Consider the following 18,370-nt stretch of genomic DNA (forward strand, 5'->3'; position numbering starts at 1 on the left):
CACCCGTCATAGGTACTCCGTGAAGTCCACCTCGCCCGCGGAGGGGTCGCGTTCGCCCGCGAGCACGGCCGCGACGTCGTCGGCGACCGCCTCCGGGTCGCGGTCGGTGGTGTCGATTTCGTAGACGTTGGGCTTCCCGTGGTCGCGGACGGCCTCCGAGAGGATAACATCCAGCGCTTCGCTCTCGGCGTTCTCCTCGGCTTTCTCGGCGGGTTCGCCGCGCTCGATGAGGCGGCGCTCCAGTTCGCCGGGTGCGCACCGCAGCACGACCACGCGGTCCGCGTCCAGCAGGTGCGAGAGGTGCGACTCCACGAGCACGTCCTCGCGCCCCTCCAGCCAGTCGCGGACGGCGTCGAGGTCCGCGACCTTGCTGTCGCGGGCTTCGTCGACCTCCGTGTAGAGGTCTTCCGCCTGGATGACGTCGTTGAGGTGGACGATGTCGAGGCCGGTGTCGAGGTGCTCGGTGGCGGTCGTCTTCCCGGTGCCCGGCGTCCCGGTGACGGCGACTCTCATTCCGCGAGCACCTCGTTGAGCACGGCGACCGCGCGCTCGGTCTCCTCGCGGGTGCCGCAGGTGATGCGGACGTGTTCGGGGAGCCCGAAGCTGGAACAGTCCCGAATCAGGACGCCCTCGCGCTTGGCGGCGTCCGCGACCTCGGTGGCGTCGCCGACGTTCGCGAGCACGAAGTTCCCGTGGCTCTCGTACGTCCGCGCATCGAGTTCGTCGTACATGTACTGCCGCGACCACTCGACGCTGTCGACGGTCTGCTCGACGTGCTCGTCGTCGTCAAGCGCGGCGGTGCCCGCCCGGCACGCGATGGCGCTCGCGGCGAACGGCGTCTGCACGCGAGCGTACGCGTCCGCCCACGCCTGCGGTGTGACGGCGTACCCGAGGCGGATGCCCGCGAGCCCGTACGCCTTCGAGAACGTCCGCAGCACCGCGACGTCGTCGCGTTCGTCGAGCAGCGAGACCGCGGAGGGCGCGTCCGTGAATTCGCCGTACGCCTCGTCCACGACGACGAGCGTGTCCTCGTCGGTCTCGTCAGCGACTTCCTCGACCGCGTCCAGCGTGAACCGGTGGCCGGTCGGGTTGTGCGGGCTCGTCAGGTAGACGACGCGCTCGCCGTCGTACGCGTCCAGCACGCTCTCGGCGGTGAGCGCGAATCCGTCCTCGGTGCGGACGTCGTACTCGGCGACCTCGCCGTGGTGGAAGCGCGCGCTCATCCCGTAGTACGTGAAGCCCGGCGTCGGCACGAGTACGCGGTCGCCCGGCGCGAGCGTCGCCCGCGCGAGGTAGTCGAGTGCGCCGTCGCCGCCGTTCGCCAGCCACACCTGCTCGTCGGCGACGTCCCACCGGTCGGCGAGCGCGGCCGTGAGGTCGGCGTGGACGGCCTTCGGGTAGCGGTGGACCCCCGAAGCGGTCTCGCGGATGGCGGCTTCGGCCTTCGGACTCGGGCCGTGGGGGTTCTCGTTCGAGGAGAGCTTCACGAACTCCGCGGGGTCGCGCCCGAGTTCGCGCGCGACCTCCTCGATTCCCCGACCGGCCCGGTACTCCACGTGGTCGGAGAGGTCCCGTAGTTCCATGCCCGAGTCGAGTGGCGGGCGCGCCTTAAGACTGCCTTCACGGAGTTGTCCGCCGATACCCCGTCGTTTTACCGGTTTCTGGATGCGTGTATTTGAGAATCGCGTGGTCGCCCCGAGTTCGGTCGTGGCGGTAGCCGAACTGCTGCAGGACGGAGACGATTTCCCGTCCCGAGAAGTCGTGCGACCCCATTCAGGCGTCGAACCACGGCGCGTCAGGTTCGGGTGACGGCGATTCGTCCTCGCGGGCGTCCTCCGTGAGTGCGACGGCTTCGTCGAGATTCGCCAGCGCCTCCTCGCGGGTCGCACCCTGGCTCGCCACACCCGTGTCCTCGTCGATGGCGGACCACCAGCCGTCGTCCTCCTCGACGAGGCGAATCTCGCGTCCCGTGCTCATACCTGCTCGTACGTCGGTATCGCGTATAAACTTCCGGCCGGGTTCGGTTTCGGCCTGATTGAATTCCCGCTCGCCGCCGCGACCGTGAGAACTAACGGGGTCGCCGCCGCCTGTCAGGCTATGACGAGTCGCTATCGCGTGACGAGCGTCGCAGACGTTCACGAGGAGGGCGGCTGGGTGTTCACGGTGCGGGACGAGCACGGCGGCGACGAGGAAGTGCTGTTGGTGCCCTGCGGGGACGGCGTGGAGGCGTGGTGAACCGCTGCACGCACGAGGCCCAGTGGCTCTACCGCGAGGGCGTCGGCGCGGTCGTGCGGAACGGCGAGGTCGTCTGCCCGAAGCACGGGTCGATGTTCGACGCGTGCAGCGGCCACTGCGACAACGGCGAAGCCGCGGACACGACGCTCGTCGACGTGGACGTGACCGTCGAGGACGGCCAAGTGTACCTCACGGACGACGACGTGCGCTACCTCCACGACGGGCTGAAACAGGACGACAAAGACGACGGCGGCCCGAGTTCGACCTCGCACCTCCGGTTCTGAGGGCGGGACGCGCACCTTTTAGCCCGTCCGCAAGAACGGACTCGTACATGAGTGGGAAGGAGTGGCTGCAGCGCCGCCAGGTCGGCGTCTACGCGGTCGCCGTCGCGCTCGCCGTCAGTGTCGCCGCGAGCCGCCCAGCCGCCGCGCGGGCCGTCGAACACATTATCGACCCCGTGTTGGCCGTGCTGCTGTACGTGACGTTCCTCGAAATCCCGTTCGTGCGGCTCCGTCGCGCGTTCACGAACACGCGCTTCGTGGGCGCGGCGCTCGCGATGAACTTCCTCGTCGTCCCCGTCGTCGTTTGGGTACTCACGCGCGTGCTCCCGCAGGAACCGGTCGTGCTCGTCGGGGCGCTGATGGTGCTGTTGACGCCGTGCATCGACTACGTCGTCCCGTTCACGAAGCTCGCGGGCGGCGACGCGGAGCAGTTGACCGCGACGACGCCCGCGCTGATGCTCGTGCAACTCCTGTTGCTCCCGGTGTACCTCTGGCTGTTCGTGGGGCCGCGCGTCGCGGAGGTCGTCGAAGCAGGGCCGTTCGTCGAGGCGTTCCTGCTCCTCATCGCGTTGCCGTTGACGCTGGCGTGGCTCACCGAAGCGTGGGCGGAACGCTCCGCGGCTGGTTGCCAGTGGCAGGCAGCGATGGGGTGGCTGCCCGTGCCGATGATGGCCGCGACGCTGTTCGTCGTCGTTGCTTCGCAGTTCCCGCGCGTCCGCAGTTCCATCGACCAGGTCGCGGCCGTCGTCCCCGTCTACGTCGCGTTCCTCGTCGTCGTGCCGCTGCTCGCGCGTGTGGCCGTGGGCCTGCTCGAATTGGGCGTCGGTGAGGGGCGCGCGCTCGTGTTCACGTCGGTGACGCGAAACTCGCTGGTCGTGCTCCCGCTCGCACTCGCGCTCCCCGCCGGCTACGAACTAGCGCCCGCGGTCGTCGTGACGCAGACGCTCGTCGAACTCGCGGGGATGGTCACGCTCACGCGCGTCGTGCCAGCGTGGCTACTCCCGAAGAACGGGTAGTCGGTTCAGTCCTCGCGCCGGTACGCTTCCCGGAGGAAGACGAGCACGCCGCCGAGCATCGCGAGGTTCCCGAAGAACGCGAGGCGCTCGCCGCTGGCGTCCTCGGCGTCGGCGTTCCAGAAGTCGTGCATCGTCGCGGTGACGACGGTGAGGAACGTCGCGGCCGCGCCGGTGGCGAGCTTCGGGAGTCGCCAGAGCGCGATACCGAGACCGGCGGCGACCATCGTGCCCGACGCGAGCGGCGCGGCGAGGTCCGGCATCGGCACGCCCGCGGAGTCGGCGTACTCGACGGTGTCGTCCATGTCGCGGAAGTCCTCGCTGGCCTGCAGCGCGAGCCCGAGGCCGAGCGCGACGCGGCCGAGGCGGGACAGCGAGTGGGTCTCGTTCTCGGTGGCCTCGTCAGTCATGGGACACCTGTTCGACTGGCGGCCCCAAAAGTCTGACTCGGGCGCGGTCAGTCGTCGGCCGGCGAGGACTGCTCGTCGCCGTCGAACTCGCCTGCTGCGACGCTGCGAGCGCGCTTCGCGTGGGCGTGTGCCGCCGCGTCGTCGCCGACCTCGACGAGGAGCGCGACGAGTTCGTCCAGCGCTGCCGTCATCGCGTTCGTGTCACCGCACGCCGCGAGCGCCTCGACCGCGATTTCGAGTTCCTCGATAGCCGCGTCGTGGCGTCCCTCCCGCTGGTGGACGTCCGCGAGTACGGTCCGCGTCACTGCGACCGAGCGCGTGTTGCCGGCCTCGTCGAGGTGCGCCATCGAGTCCTCGAGGTACGCGGCCGCCTCCTCGAGGTCACCGGCTTCGAGCGCGCAGACCGCGAGGTTGTGCTCGCTCATCCCGAGCGCGTGCGGGTTCCCGATGTCCTCCCGAATCTCGTAGGCCTCCTCGTGGGCTTCGCGCGCGCCCTCGACGTCCCCCTGATTCTTCTTGACGATGCCGACGTTGTTGAGACAGATGGCACGCCGGTAGTCGTCGCCGATGCGGCGGTACAGCGACTCCGCACGCTCGGTGTACGTCAGCGCGGGCTCGTAGTTGCCGCGGAGGCGTTCGAGGTCGCCGAGGTTCGTCAGCGCGCCCGCGATGCCGGGGTCGCGGCCGAGTTCGGTGTCGATGTCGAGCGCGCGGCGGTACTGGGCTTCCGCCTCGTCGTCGTCGCCCGTTCGGGTCAGCGCGTTGCCGAGGTTCGAGCGGACTTTCGCCTCCCAGAGGCGCTCGTCGTGGCGCTGGTAGCTGTCGAGCGCGCGGCGCGCGTAGTCGGCGGCCGCGTCGAAGTCGCTGCGGCTGTGCGCCGCGTTGCCGAGGTTGTGCAGCGCCCTCGCTTCCGCGAACTCGTCGTCGAGACTCCGGGCGTAGTCGTGGGCGGCCTCGTACTGTTTCTCGGCCTCGTCGAACGCCCCGCGCTTCTCGGAGACCGAGCCCAACTGGAGCAAGCATTCGAAGACCAGCTCCCGTTCGTCGCCACGCACGGCGAGCGCGAGCGCCGCCGCCAGCCGCGCCGCCGCGTCGTCGTACCGGGACTGCTGTTTGGCGGCTCGCCCGAGGCCGCGCTCCGCCGCAGCCTCGTGTTCGACGCTCCCGCGCGCGGACGCTGCCTCGTGGAGGCGTTCGAAGACGTCGATTGCGCGCTCGGGGTTGCCCGCGTCGAGCGCGAGGTCGCCCGCCCACCGGTACCGTCGTAGCGGCTGAATCTGTTCGGGGACCTCCGCGAGCACGTCCTCACCGACGAGCGGGGCGAGTCGCGGCCGGTTGCCGAGCCCGTCGAAGATGTCCGCGACGAACTGCTCGCGCCAGCCGCGTCCGTCGTCGTCCAACCGGTCCAGCAGCGGGCGGTGGCCGTCGGCGCGAGTGCGGAGTGCGTCACGCAGTTCCGGGGACGCCGCGAGGTCGAGTGCGGCGCTCAGTCCTCGGCCGACGGCCTCCTGGGTCGCGTGCTCGCCGAGCTGGTCGACGACGTGGTCGAGGAACGCGAACGACCACGTCTCGTGGACGGTGTTCGGAACGGCGTCGAGGCCGTCCGCCGCGGCGGACCCGAACAGCGCGACGCCGTCGAGCACGCCGAGCGCGTCGTCGACGAACTCCTCGTCGCCGGCTGCGTACACCAGCGACGGCCACACGGGGACGACACAGACGTTCAGGAGGTTCACGAGCACGCCGACGTCGAGCGCGGTCTGTCCGCGCGACCGGAGCCGGTCGAAAGTCTCGCGAGCGGACGCCGACAGCGTCGTCGCGGGGCCGCTCCCGGAGACGCCGAGCGGGTCGGCCAGCCGAGCGACGTGGTGGATGGCGACGTAGAATGCGCCGCGTTCACTGCCGGCCGCGTCGTGGACCGCCTCGTACAGCTCCCCCGCGTCGAGCGCGAACTCGGTGCCGACGCGGTCGCTGGCGCGGTCGAGCAGGCGCTCGCACTCCGCGACGGTCAACTCGGGGACGGCGTACTCGTGGAGGCCGGTCGTCTCGCGCCACGATTCGCGGTCCGCGAACTGCGTCCACTCGCGCTCCCGGGCGTCGAAGAGGAACGTGACGTCGTCGGCACCCGCGAACTCGCGCGCGAGCCGGAGCGCCGCGTTCGCGTCTTCTCCCACGACATCCTCGACGACGACGAGCACGTGCCCGTCGCGCGCTTCGAGGTGGCGTTCGAGCGCGACGACGGCGTCGAACTCGTCGCCGCCGGCGGCCGCGCGGTAGAGCACCGGGTCGTGGTCGTGCCAGCGCGCGGCCACCTGCTTGCAGAGCGTGCTCTTCCCGGAGCCGGGTTCGCCGACGACCACCGTGTCCCGTCCGTCACGGAGGCGGTCGTGGAGTTCACTCGCCGCATCGACTGTGGTGCCGTCGTCTCGCGTCCGCCGGCGCGGAATGGCGTGGCCGGCGGTGACGCCGCCGAGGGAGATGCCGGTCCGCCACGAGACCAGCAGGGGCGCGTGCCCGCGGCGTTCGAGCAGGGCGTCGGTCACCTCGACGAACCCCGCGGATTCGACCTCGCGTGGGAGCCTGTCGTCGGGGTCGCTCCGTTCGGCGTTGGCGGCGTCGGTGGCCGCGTCCGGGAGTTGGGCGAAGTCCTCGGTGCAGTCGGTCGCGGCCGCGACGTGGTCGGCGACGCGCTCGGCCGCCCACTCGACGGCGTCGCTGGTCGTGTGCTCGAAGATAGCTGCGATGCCGCCCGAGTCCGCGTACGCGACGACGTAGACGGCGTCAACGTCGCCCTGTACGTGTACGACGCCGAGCGGCGGCAGGTCGCCGTTGTACACTCTCGTGCCGTCCGCGGTCGCGATGTCGTGGAGGTGTGCGGGGAACCGCTCCCGGAGCGTGGCCGCCAGCGGTGCCGAAAGGACGATACGCGAACTGGTGTCGGGCCGCCGCCCCTGCGAGCGGTACGCGTCCAGCATCCGGGAGTCAGCGAGGCGCGGGAGGACGGCGTCGACGGCGGTCGCCTCCCGGACCGCGTCCCCGACCAGCGAGAGCGGGCGCTGGCGGTCGTGGTCGGTGAGGTGGACGTCGGCGTTCGCGACGACGGACGCGTCGAGCGTAACTTCCTCGGGGAGTGCCCCGAGCACGTCGGCGTTCGCGGCGACGTCCCGGAGTTCCGTGCGGTAGGCGTCGTGGCGTTCGAGCGCGAATTCGCCCGCCCGCGTCGTCCGGTAGCGGCCGTCGGCGGTCTCCACGAGGTCGAAGTCGACGAGTTCGGCGACCGCGCGGTCGACTGTCGAGCGCGACGCGTCGAGTTCGTCGATGAGGTCGCGTTTGTACTGGGGTTGCTCGGCGAGCGCCGCGAGGAACGCCCGCCGCTTCGCGACGACTTCCCGGAGCATCTCGACGTCGAGATGGTCGTCGCGGTCGGTCATAACACCATCCTCGGTGGATGATTAGTTGAATATTTTTGTGATTAATCGAACACGACTGCGGGCGTATGCGCCCGGCGACGCCTCCCGGTTCGACGTTCGTCACGGCGTGACGAACTGCGTCGGTGCGTGAGCTAACGATGGCTGCGTCGCAACTGTCGGTCGCTTATGGGACTGTTCAGTAGTTCGCCGGACGACCGCGTCTGCGGCATCGCAGTCGACGACTACGGGCTCCGGATTTCGACGATGTCCTGCACGGACCGCTCGCTCAGCAGCCCGGCCGACGGCGAGTTCGTACCGCTCGTCGACACCGTCGGCAGCACGCAGCCGTCGGGGCTCGCGGAGACGATTACCGCGCTGGCCGGGCCCGCGGGGCCGATACTGCAAACCGAGGACAACGGCGAGTTCGGGCGGACGGTGACCGTCGGCGACGGCTTCGGGCAGCGGCTCACGCAACTCCACGACGCCATCGACGCGGACGGCTGGGACGGCGACACCGTCGTGTCGATTCCAGCCGACTACGCCGACAGCGCGGAACTGAGCATCCGCCAACACGTCGAGGACAGCGGGTTCGACGTCCGACAGGTCGTCTCACACGACGTCGCCACCAGCGTCATCGGTGCCGTGGACTACGAAGTCAACAACGAGGAGTACGGCAGCCACCCCATCGTGGTGGTCGACGTCGGGCTCTGGGAAGTCACCGTGACGCTGGCAGCGGTCAACCTCGACGAGGGCCGCGTCCGAGTGCGCGCCCGCGACAGCGTCGAAGCCGGCCTCGTGGACTTGCTCGAAACGGCGGCGCAGAACGCGCTCGTCGGCATGGGAATCCCCGAGGAGGAAGTCGACCTCTCGACGACGGCGGCGCTGCACCCGCTCGTCCGCGAGGCCTTCGACCCGGACACCGACTCGGCGTCCGGCACCGTCGAAATCGGCGGCGAACGCGTGCACGCCCGCGTCGGCACCGAACACTTCATCGACCTGCTCGCGGACATTTCGTCGGTCGCGGAGTCGTTTGCCACCGAGTTCGTCCTCGAAGCCGGCTACTCGACGAGCGAGGTCCACCGCGTGCTCGTCTCCGGGTTCGGCAGCGAGGGGCGTTCGGGTGCCGACCTGACCATGCAACTGGCGGCCACGTTCACGAGCGCGGATTCGATGGCCGCCGAACTAGGCGGCGGGTACGCGCCCGAACGCGTCTACTTCGGCAACGAAATGATGCCCGAGGTCGGTGCCGCGGACGTCGCGCGGGAGGCCCACGACCTCGAACGGGACATCGAGATACTGGAGACTCTCGACGTGGAGGCGTCGTGATGTCGTCGAACGCCAGCGACGCGCTCGGCGGGAGCACGGCGGGAGCGGCCGAGCAGGTCGGCCGTGATCTCCTCGAACAGTACACCGAGAGTTGGAGCGTCGCCGACGACCTCCCGGCAAAGGCGTCCATCCGGGACGTCCAGAAGTGGGACGCCATGAAGGAAATCGAGCGCACGCTCACGGTGACCGAGTCGCAGCGGCAAAGTTCGGTGCCGCCGTCGGAGGCACCGTCGCGGGGGGACGCGGTGCCGATAGACGAGCGCTACGACCACGCGCCGGACGGCTTCGAGGAGAAGACCGTCGCCTTCGCGGACTTCGAGGGGGCGTCGCTCGTCCGGTGTACCGGCTGTGGGGGTAGCGGGAAGGAGGGGTGTAGCACCTGCGACCAGCGCGCCGTCGTGCAATGCGACGACTGCGGGGGCGACGGGACGACCGACTGCGGGGAGTGTTCGGGCAACGGCACGCAGACGTGCCGGGACTGCAACGGCACGGGGGAGTCCGGCGACGCGACGTGTCGCCGGTGCAGCGGCGCGGGAGAGACGGTCTGTCAGGCGTGCAGCGGGGCGGGCAACCAGCGGTGTGCGCGCTGCAACGGCGCTGGTGAGGTCACGTGTCCGGACTGCGCGGGAACGGGGGAAGTTCCGTGTAGCCGGTGCAGCGGCGCGGGGGAACTCTACGAGACGACGCGGGGGACGCTCGAATTCGAGCCGTCGTCCTCGTTCTCGGTCGACGACTTGCGGGGGGCGGACAGCGAGTGGTTCGCGGAGGTCGACGGCGACCGCCTCGACAAGACGGTCCGCCAGACGCCGAGCCGAGCGGGCGACGACGGCTCCGCGACCGTCGAGCACGAGGTGGAGCAGCGCGCGGTACCGGTCACGAAAGTCACCTACGAGTACGGTGGCGACGACTACGCCCTCTACGAGGTCGGGCGCAACCTCCACAGCCACGGCTACCCGAAGTCGACGACGCGGCGTCTCATCCCGGTCGTCGTCTCGCTCCTCCTCGCCGCGGGCGCGGGCTACTACTACTTCGTCCTCTGAGCGCGCGTTCGACCCCGCCCGTTCGGGGTCGCCGCCGGTGTCGGAAGCGTAGACGGTATGACCCCCAGTCCCCTCTGTAGGGGTAAGATGAAACACGTCAGCGTCATCGGCTGCGGAAACATGGGCGGGGCGTTCGTACGAGGCCTCTCGAAGGCGGGCGGCTACGAAGTGACGGCAATCGACCTCGACCCCGACGCGCTCGAAGGCGTGGCGGACGCCGCGGACGAGACCACGACGGACAGCGCGGCGGCGCGGGACGCGGACATCGTCGTGCTCGCGGTGAAGCCCAGCGTCGCCGCGGCGGTCCTCGACGACCTCGACCTGCGCGCCGACCAGACCCTGATTACGCTCGCGGCGGGCGTCCCCCGGGACTTCGTCGCCGCGCAGACGGACGCCAACGTCGTGCGAACCATGCCGAACCTCGCTGCGGAGACGCGGGACATGGCCGCCGCGGCCACACGAGAAGGCATTACTGACGACGTGCGCGCGCTCCTCGACGACCTCGGGGAGTTCGTCGTCGTGGACGAGGAGCAGATGGACGTCGCGACCGCGGTCAACGGCAGCGGCCCGGCGTTCGCGTTCTACCTCATCGAGGCGATGAAGGAAGCCGGCGTGGACGCTGGGCTGGACGCCGAGCAGGCGGAGACGCTCGCCGCCCAGACGTTCAAGGGGGCTGCCGAGACGGTGCTCCAGGACGAGCGCAGCGTCGACGAACTCATCGACGCGGTCTGCTCGCCGAAGGGGACGACCATCGAGGGCATGGACGTGCTGTGGGACAGCGACGCCGACGAGGCCGTGCGAGCGGCCGTCGAGGCGGCAGAGCGACGCTCTCGGGAGCTCGCGGAGGAGTTCGAGGATGAGTGAGCAGGTGCAGACGAACGCGGCGGACACCGAAGCCGTCGAGCGCGCGCGCCAGCGTGCGACGGACGCCCAGCGCGTCGTCGTGAAGGCGGGGACGAACTCGCTGACCGACGACCAGTCGCGCCTCGACCGCGAGAAGTTGGACAAGCTCGTCGACGACATCATGGACCTCCGCGAGCGCGGGAAGGACGTCCTACTCGTTTCCTCGGGCGCGGTCGGGGCCGGGACGGGGCGCGTCGACCACGACGTCGAGACCGTCGAGGAGAGTCAGGCGCTGGCCACGGTCGGGCAGAGCCACCTGATGCGCCACTACACGGAGAGCTTCGACCGCTACGACCAGAAGATCGCCCAGCTGTTGTTGACCGAGCACGACCTCTCGAACCCCGAGCGGTTCACGAACACCCGCAACACCATCGAGACGCTGCTCGACTGGGGCATCGTCCCCATCATCAACGAGAACGACGCGGTCGCCACCGAGGAGATTCGCATCGGCGACAACGACATGCTGTCGTCGTCGGTCGCCATCGGCGTGGACGTCGACCTGCTGGTGACGCTGACCGACGTCGGGGGTGTCTACACCGCGAACCCGAAACACGACGAGACCGCCCAGCGCATCGAGTCCGTCGGCGATAACTACGGCGGGGTCCAGCAGCTGGTCAGCGAGAGCACGCCCGAGCAGTTCGGCGGCATCCAGACGAAAGTCGAGCGGGCGCGCGCGGCCGCCGAACACGACATCCCCGCCATCATCGCGCAGTCCACGGAGCCCGACGTACTCGAGAAAATCGCTACTACCAAGCCCGTCGGCACGCTATTCGTTCCCACGAATGGTGAGTACGATGAGTGAACGCGACACCGACGCCCAGGTGACCGAGGCACAGCGCGCGGCGCTCGACCTCGCGAACGTCGACGAGGCGGCGCGCAACGACGCGCTCCAGTCGATGGTGGACGCGATTCGCGCCCACGAGGACGAGATTCTCGCCGCCAACGAGAAGGACGTCGAGGCCGCCGAGGAAATGCTCGAACGCGGCGAGTACACGCAGGCGCTGGTCGACCGGCTGAAGCTCGACGACGCGAAACTGGAGAACATCGCGGAGATGGTCGAATCCGTCGCGGGGCAGGACGACCCGCTCGGCGAGACGTTGGAGGCCCGAAAACTGGACGACGACCTCGAACTGTACGAGGTCGCGGTGCCCATCGGCGTGGTCGCGACGGTCTTCGAGTCGCGGCCGGACGCGCTCGTCCAGATTGCGGCGCTCGCCCTGAAGTCCGGGAACGCGGTCATCCTGAAGGGCGGCAGCGAGGCCAGCGAGTCCAACCGCGTGCTCTACGACGTCATCCGCGACGCCACCGAGGACCTGCCGACCGGGTGGGCGCAACTCGTCGAGGCCCGTGAGGACGTCGACCGGCTGCTGGAGATGGACGACGAGGTCGACCTCGTGATGCCGCGGGGGTCCTCGGCGTTCGTCAGCTACATCCAGGACAACACCCAGATTCCCGTGCTCGGCCACACGGAAGGCGTCTGCCACGTCTACGTGGACGACGACGCCGACCTCGAGATGGCCGAGGACGTCGCCTTCGACGCGAAAGTCCAGTACCCCGCGGTGTGTAACGCCGTGGAGACGCTGCTCGTGAACGAGGCCGTCGCCGACGAGTTCCTCCCGGGGATGGTCGAGCGCTACGAGGACGCGGGCGTGGAACTGCGCGGTGACGAGGCCACCCGCGAAATCGTGGATATTGACCCCGCGACCGAGGACGACTGGGACACCGAGTACGGCGACCTCGAACTCGCCATCAAGGTGGTCGAGGACGTCTACGACGCCGTCGATCACGTCAACGCGCACGGCTCGAAGCACACGGAGTCCATTCTCACGGAGGACGAGGACGCCGCCGCGGTGTTCATGCGCGGTATCGACGCCGCGAGCGTCTTCCACAACGCGTCGACGCGGTTCGCGGACGGCTACCGCTACGGGCTCGGCGCGGAGGTCGGCATCTCGACGGGCAAAATTCACGCGCGCGGCCCGGTCGGTCTCGAAGGCCTGACGACGTACAAGTACTACTTGGAGGGCGACGGCCAGCTCGTGGCGACGTACAGCGGCGAGGACGCCGTGCCGTTCAGCCACGAGGACTTCGACGCGGAGTGGCAGCCGGGCCGCCTCCACGACGAGTAACTTTAGCCGGCGATCTCTTTATCGAGGATGGAATTGAAATTCGAAGAATTCGGTACGTAGGGGCACCTATTACCAGCTATCCCGGTATCACTTCGGCGAAGGTTGAGTCGTTCGACACGGGCAGGCGTACGTCTGCAACGACCGCTCGGTAGCCCTGCGAACGCATCGGTGGGTTCGGGACGTCGAACCCGGCGAAACGATTAACAGTATTACTAACGTATTACGCCCGTATGTCCGAAGCAGCCACGGGAAGGGACGAAGAGGACGAAATCGTCACCGTGAATTTCAAAGCCACGCAGTCGTTCCTCGACGAAATCGACGAGGCGTGGCAAGGCCGCGGGTTCAACAGTCGGAGCGAGTTCATTCGATACACGCTCCGCGACGCCGTCGAGAACCCGACGTTCGACCGCGACGAACTCATCGCACTGCTCGCTGCTGAGTCAGATAGTCGCGAGGGAACGACGATGGACGCCGAGCAAGCGCGCGAGACGTTCGGAACGAGCGATGAGTGACGAGGAGTGGACGTGGGAACTCTCCTCGACGGCGCAAAGCGACCTCGACTCGCTCTCACCGACTGAGCAAGACCGAATCCTCGACAAACTCGACGAGATAGTCAATTCCCCGTGGCGCGACCCGCCGGATTACGGCGAACCGCTGCAAAACAGCCCGCACAGGAAAATCCGGGTCGGGGGGTTCCGTCTCGCCGCGACGTTCCGCCAGGACGAACAGCGACTCGTTATTGCCCGAATCAAGCGGCGTGGCGGCGCATACACAGCTGACGACGACTGAGACGGGTCGTAGCGGTTCGTTCTCTACACTGAACGCCGGTTTCAGCCTTCACGCTGAACAAAGAAATCGCATCGCCGACTACTGATTGGGTTAGCCGGCGGTCTCTTCTGCGTAGAGCGCCAGCGGGTCCCAGCGAACGCCACGGTAGGCCGCGACGCCGCGCTGGATGCCGAGGACGACGACTGTGGTCGCGGCGACCGTGGCCGTGGTCCCGGGGGCGACTGCCACGGCGACCGTGGCGAGCGTGACGGCGACGACCAGTGCCGCGGCCGCGACAGTCGTTCGGAGGCTGTGCGCGTCGGCCGGGGCGTGTGCGGTTCCTGGTCTCATCACGGATAGACGATGGACCCCACACCCCATAAGGATAAGATGAACGATATTTCTGTAAGCGAATTTGCTGAAATTCGTTTCTGTACGAGCTACAGGCGCTCCGCGACGTGGTCGGCGGCCTTCAGCGCGAGCGCGGCGATGGTGAGCGTCGGATTCATCGCACCGCCCGTCGGGAAGACGCTGGACGACGGAATCGTGAGGTTCGCGAGGTCGTGCGTGCGTAGCTGGGCGTCGACGACGCTCGTCTCGGGGTTGTCGCCCATTCGCGTCGTCCCCATGTGGTGGTACGCCGGTCCCGTTGCGTCGGGGCCGACCGTCCACTGAACGTCCGCGCCGAGTTCGGCCAGAATCCCGCGCTGTATCTCGTTCGCGCGCTCGATGGTTCGGCGCGTCCGGTCGGAAAGCGACCACACCACGTCCGGCACGGGGTTGCCGTGGTCGTCGGTGCGCTCGGGATGGAGGCGAATCTGGTTCTCCTTCTTCGGGGGTTGCTCGACGAGCGCGCCCACTGCGACGTGCGTGCCGTAGCCGTCGCGGATGCGGTCGAGCATCGCGTCGCCCCAGTCGTCGCCCGACAGCGCCATCTCCACCGGCGAGGGACCCGCGTAGTTGAGGAATTCGAGCTTGATGGCTCCCCGCGAGTCGTCCACCCGGTCGTAGAACTGGTGGCTCTCCGTGGTGTTGAAGCCGACGTGGTTCTGCCGGGTGGGTTCGTCGAGCGTGCCGCCGACGCCCGCGAACAGGTGGTCCATGAAGTACCGGCCGACCAGCCCAGAGGAGTTCGCGAGCCCGTCCGGATACTGCTCCGATTCGGAGAGCAAGAGCAACCGTGGGTTCCCGACGCCGCCCGCGGCGAGCACGAACTCGCGGGCCTCTTGGCGGTGTTCGGTGCCGTCGGGCGTCGCGTAAACGGCTGCTGTCACGCGCTCGCCCGCGTCGCCGTGTTCGAGGCGCTGGACCGGCGCGCGGTCCACGACACGGGTACCCTGTTCCTCCGCTCGCGCCACGTGAATCGTCGCGTCGTACTTCGCGCCCGACGGACAGACCGGCTGGCAGGTGCCGTAGCCCACGCACGCGCTCCGGTCGTTCCGGGACTCCGAAAGCCGGGCGTTCGGCACCGAGTGTGTCGTCACACCGACTGCCTCGCAGGCCTCCGCGAACAGCGAGTCGGAGTAGCTCGGCGGGAACGCGGGCAGCGGGTGGGGCTGCTCGCGTGGCGGCGCGAATGGGTTGTCGCTCGCGCCCGCGACGCCCAGTTCTTCCTCGGCGCTGGCGTAGTACGGCCGCAGGTCCTCGTAGCGAATCGGCCAGTCCGTGCCGACGCCGGTCTCGCTTTCGAGCCTGAAGTCCTGCTCGTGCAGGCGCATCACCATCCCCTGCCAGTGCAGCGTCGACCCGCCGACGCCCTTCACGCGGGCCGCGTTCAGCGGATAGTGGCGATCGCCTGTCGACGCGTACGCGTCGCGTTCGCCGCCCATCTCCCAGACCGAGTCCGGGCCGTGCGCGGGCCGAATCGAGCACTCCATGCGCTGCTCGCGCTCGTCGTCGTCGAATCGCGGCCCGGCTTCGAGGACGACCACGTCGTAGCCCTCCGTAGTGAGTTTGTCCGCGACGATGCCGCCAGCGGGGCCAGCGCCGACGACGCAGACGTCCACGCGGTCGGAAGGCTCCCGGTTCGGCTGCATCACTGCGGCCCTCGCTGGTAGCTCGCCGTGCCGCCGGGGTGGCCCTGCGGGTTCTCGATGCCAGCGAGTTCGCCGCCGGTCGGCGTCGAGAACAGCGCGTACAGCAGTTCGTTCACGAGGTAGTAGCGGACGCGCTCGCGGTCGGCACCCTCGGGTACGGAGTCAGCGATGTCGACTTCCATCCCGGAGAGCCCCTCCTCGCGCGCGTCGGCGTCGAGGCCGACGAACGCCGTGTCGTGCCAGGTTCGCGTGTACTCGTCGAGCGCAGCGATGGCGTCCGCGACGCCCGCCGCGTACTCGGGCCGGTCGGCGAAGCGGGCGACGCTGTACTCCCGGACGAACGACTCGACTCCCTCGACTTCGCTGGGGTAGACGACGCCCGCGACCGCGACGAGCGTCGCTACCTCGTGGTCGCCGACAGGATTCTCGGCGTCGTCGCGCTGGGAGCGCGTGAGCGCGCCAGCGCCGACCGCACCTGCGGCACCCGCAGCGGCGAGCGCGGCGAGCACGTCGCGTCGCGTCAGCTCCATTCGGCCGAGTCTTAGGCCGGCCTAATCTTCAGCGTTGTCCTTCGTCCTCAGCGGCGTTCGACGTCGTGGGAGAGCGTGCCGACGCCCTCGACTTCGACCTCGACGCTGTCGCCGTCCTCCAGTTCGTTCACGCCCTCCGGCGTTCCCGTGATGATGACGTCGCCGGGTTCGAGGGTCATGTACTCCGTAATCTCGGCGACGAGCTCGGGGACGGTGAAGATGAAGTGCTCGATGGACGACGATTGGCGCGTCTCGCCGTTCACGCGCAGTTCGACGCTCGCGTCGTGGGGGACTTCGTCGGGCGTCGCGAGCACCGGACCGAGCGGGCACGCGCCGTCGAAGGCCTTCCCGCGCACCCAGTTCTTCTCCTGGGACTGGTCGGTGCGGTTCGAGACGTCGTCGGCGGCCGTGTAGCCCGCGACAACGTCGAGGGCGTCCTCGACGGCAACGTTCCGACACTGCTCGCCGATGACGACCGCGACCTCCGCCTCGTGCTCGATGTAGTTGTCGCCGGGCAGCGTGACGGTGTCGCCGTCGCTGGCCACGGCGTTCGGCGGCTTCAGGAAGAGCAGCGGGCGGTCGGGGACTTCCTCGCCGCGCTCCTCGGCGTGCGCGGCGTAGTTCCGGCCGACGCAGACGACTTTCGACGGCTCCGCCGGCGGCAACACTTCGACGTCGTCGACGTCGTACGTGCGCCCGCCGAAGGAAACGGTGCCGTCCTCGTACTCGCCGCGTCGGACTGCGCCTGCCGGGTCGCGGAAACGCATCCAGTGCATGCCCGCGGCTTTCCGGGGTGGCCGCGTAAGCGTTCCGGGTGCGGCAAACGAGCGCGGGCGCTCCGTTACCTAATTCGATGTGGAGGCCCCACCTTCAAGGAGCGCCGGGCTTCCGGCTCCGGCGGAAGCACGAGCGAGCAGGATGGGGAGGAAGTCGACACGGTCCTGACCAGCCACCAGACTGTTGCCTTCTATCCCCAACTATTAAGCAACCACGCGTGTATATGTGAAAACTATCGTGGAGTACCGTCGAACCGCCGTCATCAAGCTCGACACGCCCGAAGGCGCGGATATACACCTTCGAGAGACTGTCGAGCAATTCAAATACTGCGCTAACACCGCGAGCGAGTGGTGCTGGCACGGCGACGATGGCTACCACGTCACATCGAAAGCCAAGGCCGAAGGTGCACTGTACGACCAGCTACGCGAGGACACGGAGTTAACCGCGAATCTCGTCCAGAAGGGGATTCGCCAAGCTGTCGAATCAGTCAAGAGTGGCGTCGAACGGCTTAAGAATGACCAAGATACGTCTCGTCCGACCTTCACGGCTGATACCGCCGTCTACGACAAGCGAAGTGCCACCTTCCACCGCGACCACGTTTCACTGTCAACACCGGACGGACGAATCGAGTGCGACTACATTCTTCCCGACGACACCGAGACACCGCCAACAAAGTACGTCGCCAACGAGGACTACGAGTTTCGGCGGGCCACACTCCATCGACGCGACGGCGACTGGTATCTCCATGCGTCGATGCTCAAAGAGGACGACGACACCGACTCCACTACCGAGCACAGAACAGTCCTTGGTGTGGACCTCGGTGTGAATCAACTCGCGGTCGCTTCGACCGGACGGTTCTGGTCGGCAGACGAGTTTACCCACTGGAAACGAGAGTACGAGAAACGGCGTGGCGACCTCCAACAGTGTGGGACACGAGCCGCCCACGACGCGATAGCAGGCGTTGAGCGCAAAGAGGACGGACGCTTCGAGATATTCCTGCATCGTGTCGCCAACGAAATCGTCGCCGAAGCCCGCTCTCAGGACTGTTCGCACATCGTGTTCGAGGATTTGACCGACATTCGTGAGAGCGTCCCACAGGCGTCGTGGCACCATCTGTGGGCGTTCCGCCGTCTCTACGAGTGCGTCGCTTACAAAGCCAAAGAGCAGGGCGTCAAAGCCGTGCAAGTAGACCCACGGAACACCTCGAAGCGGTGTTCGACCTGTGGGTTTACCCACGACGACAACCGCGATGGCGAGGACTTCCAGTGTCAGAATTGCGGCTACCAGAACCACGCCGACTACAACGCCAGTAAGAATATCGGCTTGCAGTATCTCCGTCGTCGGCAAAACGCAGACGACGGAGGCTCACCCGTAGACGTGCGCTTGAATCGCGGGACGCTGAACGTGAGTGGAGAGTACAACCTTCCCGCCTCATCCGAGGCGTAGAACGGGAGTCCACGCGAAAGCCCTCCCCTCAACGAGCGAGCGGGGCTATTGCCCCCGAGCGAAGTAGGGGAG

General features: G+C 68.2%; 19 protein-coding genes and 1 pseudogene. 10 read left to right on the forward strand and 10 right to left on the reverse strand.

What is annotated here, in order from left to right; all coding sequences use genetic code 11:
• Positions 1-6 precede the first annotated feature (6 nt).
• From LT974_RS06050 to LT974_RS06065, 4 genes are read right to left on the reverse strand one after another with little or no spacing between them, the layout of a single operon-like run.
• Complete coding sequence (locus LT974_RS06050) at positions 7-513, reverse strand: adenylate kinase family protein (protein ID WP_232589806.1); 507 nt, start codon at positions 511-513, stop codon at positions 7-9.
• Complete coding sequence (gene hisC, locus LT974_RS06055) at positions 510-1,583, reverse strand: histidinol-phosphate transaminase (RefSeq protein ID WP_232589807.1); 1,074 nt, start codon at positions 1,581-1,583, stop codon at positions 510-512. Before hisC ends, LT974_RS06050 begins: the two co-directional genes overlap by 4 nt.
• Positions 1,584-1,620: 37 nt before the next feature.
• Positions 1,621-1,773 carry a type II toxin-antitoxin system HicA family toxin gene (locus tag LT974_RS06060; protein WP_232589808.1) on the reverse strand — a complete coding sequence of 51 codons (153 nt, stop codon included), beginning with the start codon at positions 1,771-1,773 and terminating at the stop codon, positions 1,621-1,623.
• A complete protein-coding gene (locus LT974_RS06065) occupies positions 1,774-1,977 on the reverse strand; it encodes a type II toxin-antitoxin system HicB family antitoxin (RefSeq protein WP_232589809.1) in 204 nt (67 codons plus the stop codon).
• A gap of 120 nt (positions 1,978-2,097) precedes the next feature.
• Here LT974_RS06065 and LT974_RS06070 point away from each other — a divergent pair.
• Positions 2,098-2,519: pseudogene (locus LT974_RS06070) on the forward strand (Rieske (2Fe-2S) protein).
• A gap of 47 nt (positions 2,520-2,566) precedes the next feature.
• Positions 2,567-3,532, forward strand: coding sequence for an arsenic resistance protein (locus LT974_RS06075; RefSeq protein WP_232589810.1), 966 nt, complete (start codon positions 2,567-2,569; stop codon positions 3,530-3,532).
• 5 nt (positions 3,533-3,537) lie between these two features.
• Here LT974_RS06075 and LT974_RS06080 read toward each other — a convergent pair whose 3' ends face one another.
• Both LT974_RS06080 and LT974_RS06085 read right to left on the reverse strand, forming a co-directional pair.
• The gene (locus LT974_RS06080; protein ID WP_232589812.1) at positions 3,538-3,939 is read right to left on the reverse strand and encodes a DoxX family protein; all 402 of its coding nucleotides are present in this window, start codon (positions 3,937-3,939) and stop codon (positions 3,538-3,540) included.
• A gap of 47 nt (positions 3,940-3,986) precedes the next feature.
• Positions 3,987-7,367, reverse strand: coding sequence for a tetratricopeptide repeat protein (locus LT974_RS06085; protein ID WP_232589813.1), 3,381 nt, complete (start codon positions 7,365-7,367; stop codon positions 3,987-3,989).
• Positions 7,368-7,532: 165 nt separating this feature from the next.
• Between LT974_RS06085 and LT974_RS06090 the strand changes: the two genes are divergently transcribed.
• From LT974_RS06090 to LT974_RS06120, 7 genes are all read left to right on the forward strand, one after another.
• Positions 7,533-8,672 carry a hypothetical protein gene (locus tag LT974_RS06090; RefSeq protein WP_232589814.1) on the forward strand — a complete coding sequence of 380 codons (1,140 nt, stop codon included), beginning with the start codon at positions 7,533-7,535 and terminating at the stop codon, positions 8,670-8,672.
• Positions 8,672-9,712 (forward strand): hypothetical protein, encoded by a 1,041-nt coding sequence (locus LT974_RS06095; RefSeq protein ID WP_232589815.1) that lies wholly within the window; start codon positions 8,672-8,674, stop codon positions 9,710-9,712. The genes LT974_RS06090 and LT974_RS06095 overlap by 1 nt, the downstream gene beginning before the upstream one ends.
• Before the next feature lie 87 nt (positions 9,713-9,799).
• The gene (proC, locus tag LT974_RS06100) at positions 9,800-10,576 is read left to right on the forward strand and encodes a pyrroline-5-carboxylate reductase (RefSeq protein ID WP_232589816.1); all 777 of its coding nucleotides are present in this window, start codon (positions 9,800-9,802) and stop codon (positions 10,574-10,576) included.
• Positions 10,569-11,417 carry a glutamate 5-kinase gene (gene proB / locus LT974_RS06105; protein WP_232589817.1) on the forward strand — a complete coding sequence of 283 codons (849 nt, stop codon included), beginning with the start codon at positions 10,569-10,571 and terminating at the stop codon, positions 11,415-11,417. Before proC ends, proB begins: the two co-directional genes overlap by 8 nt.
• Complete coding sequence (locus LT974_RS06110) at positions 11,410-12,741, forward strand: glutamate-5-semialdehyde dehydrogenase (RefSeq protein ID WP_232589818.1); 1,332 nt, start codon at positions 11,410-11,412, stop codon at positions 12,739-12,741. The genes proB and LT974_RS06110 overlap by 8 nt, the downstream gene beginning before the upstream one ends.
• A 230-nt stretch (positions 12,742-12,971) precedes the next feature.
• Positions 12,972-13,253 carry a ribbon-helix-helix domain-containing protein gene (locus tag LT974_RS06115; RefSeq protein WP_232589819.1) on the forward strand — a complete coding sequence of 94 codons (282 nt, stop codon included), beginning with the start codon at positions 12,972-12,974 and terminating at the stop codon, positions 13,251-13,253.
• Positions 13,246-13,530: a type II toxin-antitoxin system RelE family toxin gene (locus LT974_RS06120; protein ID WP_232589822.1), complete on the forward strand. Its 285-nt coding sequence runs from the start codon at positions 13,246-13,248 to the stop codon at positions 13,528-13,530. Before LT974_RS06115 ends, LT974_RS06120 begins: the two co-directional genes overlap by 8 nt.
• A gap of 90 nt (positions 13,531-13,620) precedes the next feature.
• Here the strand turns inward: LT974_RS06120 and LT974_RS06125 are convergent, their stop codons facing one another.
• The 4 genes from LT974_RS06125 to LT974_RS06140 all read right to left on the reverse strand — a co-directional run bounded on the left by LT974_RS06125 (position 13,621) and on the right by LT974_RS06140 (position 16,851).
• On the reverse strand, positions 13,621-13,860 hold the full coding sequence (locus tag LT974_RS06125; RefSeq protein ID WP_232589823.1) for a hypothetical protein: 240 nt from the start codon (positions 13,858-13,860) through the stop codon (positions 13,621-13,623).
• An 89-nt stretch (positions 13,861-13,949) separates the two neighbouring features.
• Positions 13,950-15,545 carry a GMC family oxidoreductase gene (locus tag LT974_RS06130; RefSeq protein ID WP_232589824.1) on the reverse strand — a complete coding sequence of 532 codons (1,596 nt, stop codon included), beginning with the start codon at positions 15,543-15,545 and terminating at the stop codon, positions 13,950-13,952.
• Complete coding sequence (locus LT974_RS06135) at positions 15,545-16,075, reverse strand: gluconate 2-dehydrogenase subunit 3 family protein (RefSeq protein ID WP_232589825.1); 531 nt, start codon at positions 16,073-16,075, stop codon at positions 15,545-15,547. The genes LT974_RS06130 and LT974_RS06135 overlap by 1 nt, the downstream gene beginning before the upstream one ends.
• Before the next feature lie 47 nt (positions 16,076-16,122).
• A complete protein-coding gene (locus tag LT974_RS06140; RefSeq protein WP_232589826.1) occupies positions 16,123-16,851 on the reverse strand; it encodes a fumarylacetoacetate hydrolase family protein in 729 nt (242 codons plus the stop codon).
• Positions 16,852-17,089: 238 nt separating this feature from the next.
• Here LT974_RS06140 and LT974_RS06145 point away from each other — a divergent pair, with 238 nt between their 5' ends.
• Positions 17,090-18,298, forward strand: a complete 1,209-nt coding sequence (locus LT974_RS06145) for an RNA-guided endonuclease InsQ/TnpB family protein (protein ID WP_232589827.1) — start codon at positions 17,090-17,092, stop codon at positions 18,296-18,298.
• Positions 18,299-18,370 lie beyond the last annotated feature (72 nt).

Origin of the sequence: Halobacterium noricense, assembly GCF_021233435.1 — an archaeon.
Classification (GTDB): Archaea; Halobacteriota; Halobacteria; order Halobacteriales; family Halobacteriaceae; genus Halobacterium; species Halobacterium noricense.

What these genes read in the sequence shown, in the direction of transcription:
- LT974_RS06060 (WP_232589808.1), bottom strand. Translation starts at nt 1,773, where the DNA reads ATGGGGTCGCACGACTTCTCGGGACGGGAAATCGTCTCCGTCCTGCAG.
- hisC (WP_232589807.1), bottom strand. Translation starts at nt 1,583, where the DNA reads ATGGAACTACGGGACCTCTCCGACCACGTGGAGTACCGGGCCGGTCGG.
- LT974_RS06095 (WP_232589815.1), top strand. Translation starts at nt 8,672, where the DNA reads ATGTCGTCGAACGCCAGCGACGCGCTCGGCGGGAGCACGGCGGGAGCG.
- LT974_RS06135 (WP_232589825.1), bottom strand. Translation starts at nt 16,075, where the DNA reads ATGGAGCTGACGCGACGCGACGTGCTCGCCGCGCTCGCCGCTGCGGGT.
- LT974_RS06085 (WP_232589813.1), bottom strand. Translation starts at nt 7,367, where the DNA reads ATGACCGACCGCGACGACCATCTCGACGTCGAGATGCTCCGGGAAGTC.
- LT974_RS06140 (WP_232589826.1), bottom strand. Translation starts at nt 16,851, where the DNA reads ATGCACTGGATGCGTTTCCGCGACCCGGCAGGCGCAGTCCGACGCGGC.
- LT974_RS06130 (WP_232589824.1), bottom strand. Translation starts at nt 15,545, where the DNA reads ATGCAGCCGAACCGGGAGCCTTCCGACCGCGTGGACGTCTGCGTCGTC.
- LT974_RS06050 (WP_232589806.1), bottom strand. Translation starts at nt 513, where the DNA reads ATGAGAGTCGCCGTCACCGGGACGCCGGGCACCGGGAAGACGACCGCC.
- LT974_RS06075 (WP_232589810.1), top strand. Translation starts at nt 2,567, where the DNA reads ATGAGTGGGAAGGAGTGGCTGCAGCGCCGCCAGGTCGGCGTCTACGCG.
- proB (WP_232589817.1), top strand. Translation starts at nt 10,569, where the DNA reads ATGAGTGAGCAGGTGCAGACGAACGCGGCGGACACCGAAGCCGTCGAG.
- LT974_RS06110 (WP_232589818.1), top strand. Translation starts at nt 11,410, where the DNA reads ATGAGTGAACGCGACACCGACGCCCAGGTGACCGAGGCACAGCGCGCG.
- LT974_RS06090 (WP_232589814.1), top strand. Translation starts at nt 7,533, where the DNA reads ATGGGACTGTTCAGTAGTTCGCCGGACGACCGCGTCTGCGGCATCGCA.
- LT974_RS06065 (WP_232589809.1), bottom strand. Translation starts at nt 1,977, where the DNA reads ATGAGCACGGGACGCGAGATTCGCCTCGTCGAGGAGGACGACGGCTGG.
- proC (WP_232589816.1), top strand. Translation starts at nt 9,800, where the DNA reads ATGAAACACGTCAGCGTCATCGGCTGCGGAAACATGGGCGGGGCGTTC.
- LT974_RS06080 (WP_232589812.1), bottom strand. Translation starts at nt 3,939, where the DNA reads ATGACTGACGAGGCCACCGAGAACGAGACCCACTCGCTGTCCCGCCTC.
- LT974_RS06125 (WP_232589823.1), bottom strand. Translation starts at nt 13,860, where the DNA reads ATGAGACCAGGAACCGCACACGCCCCGGCCGACGCGCACAGCCTCCGA.
- LT974_RS06115 (WP_232589819.1), top strand. Translation starts at nt 12,972, where the DNA reads ATGTCCGAAGCAGCCACGGGAAGGGACGAAGAGGACGAAATCGTCACC.
- LT974_RS06120 (WP_232589822.1), top strand. Translation starts at nt 13,246, where the DNA reads ATGAGTGACGAGGAGTGGACGTGGGAACTCTCCTCGACGGCGCAAAGC.